The sequence below is a fragment of the Xylanibacter ruminicola genome (genome assembly GCF_900142525.1).
Classification (GTDB): Bacteria; Bacteroidota; Bacteroidia; order Bacteroidales; family Bacteroidaceae; genus Prevotella; species Prevotella ruminicola_A.
On the sequence record NZ_FRBD01000005.1, the window covers coordinates 163,338 to 169,744 of the forward strand.

5 protein-coding genes are annotated in these 6,407 nt (G+C 42.0%); 3 read left to right on the top strand and 2 right to left on the bottom strand.

What is annotated here, in order from left to right:
• Nucleotides 1-25 precede the first annotated feature (25 nt).
• Both nth and BUB86_RS04885 read right to left on the bottom strand, forming a co-directional pair.
• A complete protein-coding gene (nth, locus tag BUB86_RS04880) occupies nucleotides 26-658 on the bottom strand; it encodes an endonuclease III (protein WP_073206348.1) in 633 nt (210 codons plus the stop codon).
• A 2-nt stretch (nucleotides 659-660) separates the two neighbouring features.
• Nucleotides 661-1,539, bottom strand: coding sequence for a UbiA prenyltransferase family protein (locus tag BUB86_RS04885; protein WP_073206351.1), 879 nt, complete (start codon nucleotides 1,537-1,539; stop codon nucleotides 661-663).
• A 105-nt stretch (nucleotides 1,540-1,644) separates the two neighbouring features.
• Here BUB86_RS04885 and BUB86_RS04890 point away from each other — a divergent pair, with 105 nt between their 5' ends.
• From BUB86_RS04890 to BUB86_RS04900, 3 genes are all read left to right on the top strand, one after another.
• Nucleotides 1,645-2,076 (top strand): DUF6078 family protein, encoded by a 432-nt coding sequence (locus BUB86_RS04890; RefSeq protein WP_081373103.1) that lies wholly within the window; start codon nucleotides 1,645-1,647, stop codon nucleotides 2,074-2,076.
• 249 nt (nucleotides 2,077-2,325) lie between these two features.
• Nucleotides 2,326-4,413, top strand: coding sequence for an LruC domain-containing protein (locus tag BUB86_RS04895; protein WP_073206353.1), 2,088 nt, complete (start codon nucleotides 2,326-2,328; stop codon nucleotides 4,411-4,413).
• Nucleotides 4,414-4,464: 51 nt separating this feature from the next.
• The coding region (locus BUB86_RS04900; RefSeq protein ID WP_217653219.1) for a hypothetical protein at nucleotides 4,465-6,407 on the top strand (1,943 nt) is incomplete at its 3' end.

Sequence of the window (6,407 nt, forward strand, 5' to 3'; positions counted from 1 at the left end):
TGGTCTGATCAAGCTCCATATCTTCCTATATTCTTTTTGCACACAGGGTATTAATCTCACACACATCACACTTAGGCTTCCTCGCTGTACAAACGTATCGCCCATGCAGCAAAAGCCAATGATGAGCATTAGGTATATCCTCGTCAGGAATATACTTGGTGAGTGCCATCTCAACCTTATAAGGTGTATTATCGCTTGGTGATACCAACCCCAATCGATGTGCCACACGGAACACGTGAGTGTCTACAGCCAGTGTCGCTTTTCCAAAAGCCACACTCTGAATCACATTAGCTGTTTTTCGTCCCACTCCTGGTAGAGTGAGCAGCTCATCGAGCGTGCTAGGAACCTCGCCATCGTATTTCTCCATCAATACCCTAGCCATCTCAACCAAATGCCTAGCTTTGGCATTGGGGTACGATACGCTCTTGATCCACTCAAACACCTCTTCTTCCTCAGCTTTTGCCATCGCCTTGGCGTCAGGGTAATGGGCAAACAGATCAGGGGTGACCTGGTTGATGCGCTTGTCAGTACACTGAGCACTCAGCACCACAGCTACTAACAATTGGAATGTACTGCCAAAATCCAGTTCGGTAGTTACTACAGGCATTTTCTCGCGGAAATGCGCCAATATCTTATCGTATCTTTCTTTCTTATTCATCTTTACAGGTAGATAATGACGAAGAACGAGGCTATCCAGCCAAAGATGCAGAACTGGATAAAGTGATCTTTAACCAGCGATTTGGTAGGACTGCCACTCAATCCAAACACAATCATATTCTGCAGATAGCGCAGCAGACCTGCCAGCACCCATCCAGATGTGAGGTAGACATATCGCGTACCTAGACGATGGATAACCTCTGGCGACATGGTGTACATGATGTAACACACCAAGGTAACTGAGGCGATGATAGCTGTGGCCTCGTTGATAAAGGTCTTGTTATATCCGGTAATCGATACGCGGGGTTTGGTTCCCGTCTGTTCGTAGATGCGGTAGTCGTCGTTACGTTTGGTAAAGGCTAGGAACAGTGTTACCAGGAAAGTCATCATCACCAGCCAATGCGATATCCAGATGTCTGTGGCTATACCTCCCACCAATACTCGCATCACGAATCCGATGGCGATGATTGATACGTCGAGAATGGCAAATTGCTTCAACTTCATGCAGTAAGCAATGTTCATCAGCCAGTAGCCTATGACTACGGCATAAAGATAGGGTGTGTTCTCGCTTTGAGCCAATGGCAGTAGTGCCAGGGCACCAATGGTACATACAATCATCATGGTGTAGCCGCCCATCACGGAAACCTTACCCGAAGCAATCGGACGTTTACATTTCTTAGGGTGCAGTCTGTCTGCCTCAACATCTTTCAGATCGTTGAAGCAGTAGATGGAGCTTGATATCAAGCAGAACGATGCAAACACTACTAGCGTGGGCCAGAAATACTCAGGCTTCAGCAGGTTGGTGCTGAAGAATATGGGCGCAAACACAAATACGTTTTTGAGCCACTGCAGCGGTCTAAGTAACTTAATGTAATGTATCATGGGGGCAAAGATAGTGCAAAATTGCGAAATATCCAAATTTACCCTGATTTTATTTTGTGTTCTCATGATTATTATATACCTTTGCATATAACAAAATAGACAACAATGAATAATATTAAATCTGAAGAAGTTCCCGACTGGTATCCAGTATGTATCAAGTCTAATTGCCCCCTAGCAGCTCACTGCCTGCACGCATTAGCAATGAATATGTTAACAGATAAGTACAATATAGTTAGGATGGTAAATCCGCTGCTTGCAAAATCATCTAAAGAATGTGAGTTTTATCGTACAGATGAATTACAAACATATGCACGTGGATTTAAGAATATGCAGGAAGAGATGTTGCCACGTCAGTATTCCACGTTTATGTATCGTTTGATAGGTAAATTCGGTCGTACAGGTTATTTCGAACGTAGGCGAGGAGAGAGAATGTGCTCGCCTGCTGATATCAAGTTGATTGAGGAAGTTCTCGAAGAACTAGGCTTGAAAAAACTCTCGTTCGATAAATACGTGAAGCAATATAATTGGGACGATTAGTACGCCTTACGGCGCACTCGAGTACTTTAGTTGACGTACTCCAGTGCGCCCTAAGGCGTACTGTACGTAATGTACCACCCACAAAATGACCGGCACCGCCTACTGGGTGAAATTAAGAGAGTAAAAGAGATTCTATTGTGAATAAAAGTTAATAAAATACATTTTGTCTCTAAAATATTAGCAAATAGCGGAAATATTTAGTATTTTTGCCAAAAGAATACAATTTAATCGATTAAATATTTGACGCTTATGAAGAAGTTATTATCAATTGCAGTTTTAGGGTTAATCCTATCAGGCTGCGTAAAGGGTATTGATGGCATGGAACCAGAGCCTACACCAACTCCTGAACCAACCCCAACACCGAAAGTTCCAAATACTTTTGATTTCTCTACTGTTCAGAAGGTAAAACTCAATGTAGATTATTCCGCATTTCAAACTTATGGCCCGGTTTTCTTTGGTGTTTACACCCAGAATCCATTCGTGACAGTCGAGGATGCCCCAGATGATCAGTGGAATGAGAATGTTACTCCTATATTTGAGGATTATACGGGGGCAAACGGCAAGTATAGTGCTACTATCGAGTTGCCCATTTACGCCCAGCATCTTTATATCGCCACAGGTAATTTTTTTACAGGAATGCTTCTGATGGAGGCTGATGTGCAGAATGGAACAGCATCTGTGGTTGCTGAAAACATAAATGTCGCCTCAACTCGTGCTATTACTAGAGCATTGGGACCTGGTGAGTCGACAGACGATATTGCAAAGCTAAAAATGGGTCTTAAGACTGATGGCAAGACGAGAATCTATCAGGAATGGAAAAATTGGCTTGGTACATGGAATTCGGCTTCTGGCCGTCCTGACTACCTCATCGATAAGACTACTGCCGATTCTAAGCTCTATTTCAGCGAAGAAGAGATGCAAGACCTTTACTCTGTTGTAGGCAAAGCTTTCACATCGGGAAGTGCAATGAATAAAGAGTATTGTTCATCTCCAGACCTACTGCTTGAGCAGGATTCTGAGGTTTCTTTTACTGTTCTTGGTAGTGGTACATGCTGGAACTCTACATTAGGCTACTATTACTATACAGATGACAATAAGCCTACTAAACCTATGGACATTAATGTCATTATGGTGTTCCCTAATACCCAGGATGGTAACTGGCCAAGAGCAACAGAGAAGAAGTTGGAATCTTATCAGGGAAATATTGGTGTAAACCGAGGTGATGCGGTACAACTGATGTATTATCCTAATATCGCCAATAATGATAAGACGGGTGCAACCAAGGTGTTTCCTAGGGGCACAAGAATCGGTTTCATCTTGAGAACCCAAGGATGGGGCAATCAGGGCAACGACTATTGTATAAGATGTGAGGGACCTAAATATTGGAACAATAAGTATAACACATGGTGTGCTACCACTGATGGATTGTCATACTCTGCCGATGGAGGAAAATTCCCAAATCCTAATGGCGAGAGCCGTGGCGCAAAGTTTGGATATAAAGCATCTAATGGTGAAACATATACTATTGTGTCGTTTGAGGATGCCAACGATGATCAGGATTTTGATGATTTGATTTTTGCTCTAAAGCCAGTGAATGTATTTGCTGAGTTGCCAGAGATTGAAGACAGAAAATCTTCAACCAATGGTGTGTATGCTTTCGAGGATCTGTGGCCAAACGCTGGTGACTATGATCTTAATGATGCTTTGGTAAATGCTAAGCATGAGAAAGAGTTTAATGAGAGTGGAAAAATTATTAAGGAAACATTCTATCTTACCACTTATCAGAATTATGTAGAGTTGACAAGTGGATTGGCTTTGACTTTGGAAACAAAGACCACTCCTCAATCGATTGTTATGAAGAAGATTGCCAAAGGTTCAACTGTAGCAGAGGAAACCTCGTTTACTAAGGATGGCAATGTTTATTATCTGACAGCAGATTTCAAAGGTGAACTCGGAACCACCTATATACTGGAACTGTCGTATAAGAATCCATTAGGCTCGTCTGCTGATATAGCTTTGATAAAACCTTTCATCTATCGTTCTGAAGGAGAGAAGAATTGGGAAGTACATATCCCAATGGAGGCTCCTACTGCTAAGATGAATACCAGTTATTTTGGTACTGGCGATGACTGCTCAGACCCAAGTAAGGGCTTGTATTTCGTTCGCGAGGGTAATTATCCATTTGCGTTCTACCTGCATGGTGTAAATATCAGTGTATTTGAAAATACTATCTTGAAGCGTGAAAACGAGAGCAAACGCATAGATGAGTTCTTCCCAGGCTTTATAGATTGGTCAACTTCATCTGGAGCTACGAACCAGGATTGGTATATCAAATAATTGAAGATTATGACAGAAAAAACAATTTGATTTATTAAATATTTGACGCTTATGAAGAAGTTATTATCAATTGCAGTTTTAGGATTAATCCTATCCGGCTGCGTAAAGGGTTTTGATGGCACAGAGCCAGAGCCTGTGCCAACTCCAGAGCCAACTCCTACACCTACTAATAACAAGGCAACTCAGGAGGAAATTGATGCCAACGTTGTTAAAGTGTTTGGAACAACATTTAGTGCTAACCAGGATTGGAGTTCAACAAAGAAGTATACAGTTTCTGTAACTGCCGATGCTCCAATGGCCGACATCGTGAAAGTACAGATTTTGACGGAGGCTCCTTATTTCAATGAAGACGCTCGTGTACTGAACGAGGCTGAAATCAGTAAAGGCCAGACTGTGTCGCTTACATACGATTGCCCATCGGAATACTCAGACTTGGTGGCCGCCTGTGTCGACAGCAAAGGTATCTATTATGTGGCTGGTTTTAAGGCTGGCGATGCTAATGTGAAGTTCACAGAACCTGCAAAAGCTCGCACAAGAGCTGCATATGATTTGCCCACTCTGCCAGATCCTGCAGGTTTGAAGATGAAGTATAAAAACTCTTATTTGACTTATAATGCTATGCGTGCCCGTATGGCTGGTCAGGAAGGTGAAGAAGCAGTCATCGATCCTTGGAAAGATAGTAAATGGGACAACGAGCGTATTTGGATGCTGAGCAATGAAGGTGGTAACGGAACTTGGAAAGTGGAAAAATCGGCCATCTATCGTGATGTAACTATCACTGATGCTGAAAAACAAGGCCTTGAAACCATTCTTGCAGCATTGGGTGGAAAGAAAGGAAGAGATGGTAAGTACAAGACAATGAATCTGAACACTATCCGTACATCGCCTGTATATGAGTTGACTAAGAACTATCTCGTTGCAGATGGTAAGGCTCCTATTACGGTGTCTCCTGTACAGATGTTATCTACCGAAATTAATAATTCTTCTGTTTATTATTATTATTTCAATCCTAATGAGCTAAATGATAAATCGGATGAAGAGCAGATCGCTTTCATAAAGAACTTGCCAAAATTCAAGTGTATTGATAGTAAACTTACAAAGACGGCTAGTGGCATTGGTTTAGGCGTTGGTGATTATTTTAAAGTACACGAATATGTGCTGCCATATTTCGGTGATATCAAGAGCGATGACACAAACGATGTTACCGTTCAGAGCTTCGTTATTCCTGAAGGCTACTATGTAGGTTTCATGTTTAGAAAAAATAATGGAAAAGATTGGGCGGATTCTTTTTCAACAGATAACGATGCCATCTCTCCAAGTAAGGGAACTGCTTATAAAAACAAGTCATATAAAAATGAGGATAATGGAGAAGTTTATGCTGATGGACGTTTGAATAAGGAAATTAATCAGTATCCAAAATTCAGTCAGGCCACTGAAAAGGGTATGCTATTAGACGATCCTCGCGCTGCCATCTTCGGAGCAAATCAGAGAGTCTATCTGATGTTTGAGGAAGGTACTGATGTTAACTTTGTAGATATCATAGTAGAAATTAACGGTGGCTTGAAGGAGGTTGATGCAGCTCAGGAAATTAAAAATAATGTATATACGTTCTGCTTCGAGGATCGCAACTTGGGTGACTACGATATGAACGACGTGGTAATCAAGGCTGAGCGCCTGAACATAAGTCAGGTGAAGTACATTGTTGCTGCTTGTGGCGCTTACGATGAACTCTATCTGCGCAACATCGATGGTAAGACATTGAATACCACCACAGAGATTCACGCTCTGTTTGGTGTGGACAACCTCTCAACGTTTATCAATACTCAGAGTATAAATAAATCGGAACTACCATCAGAAGTGATAACAGTCGATCCGTCGTTCAGCTTCACAGATTTCTCGAAGCAAGTCTACATCTATAACAAGACTCAAGACTATGATGTGAAGATGTCGCAGACTGGTGAGGATCCCCATGGTATCATGATTCCTTGTGATTT

Excerpts from the sequence above, each read along its gene's own strand:
- nth (WP_073206348.1), bottom strand. The coding sequence starts at position 658 with ATGAATAAGAAAGAAAGATACGATAAGATATTGGCGCATTTCCGCGAG.
- BUB86_RS04885 (WP_073206351.1), bottom strand. The coding sequence starts at position 1,539 with ATGATACATTACATTAAGTTACTTAGACCGCTGCAGTGGCTCAAAAAC.
- BUB86_RS04890 (WP_081373103.1), top strand. The coding sequence starts at position 1,645 with ATGAATAATATTAAATCTGAAGAAGTTCCCGACTGGTATCCAGTATGT.
- BUB86_RS04895 (WP_073206353.1), top strand. The coding sequence starts at position 2,326 with ATGAAGAAGTTATTATCAATTGCAGTTTTAGGGTTAATCCTATCAGGC.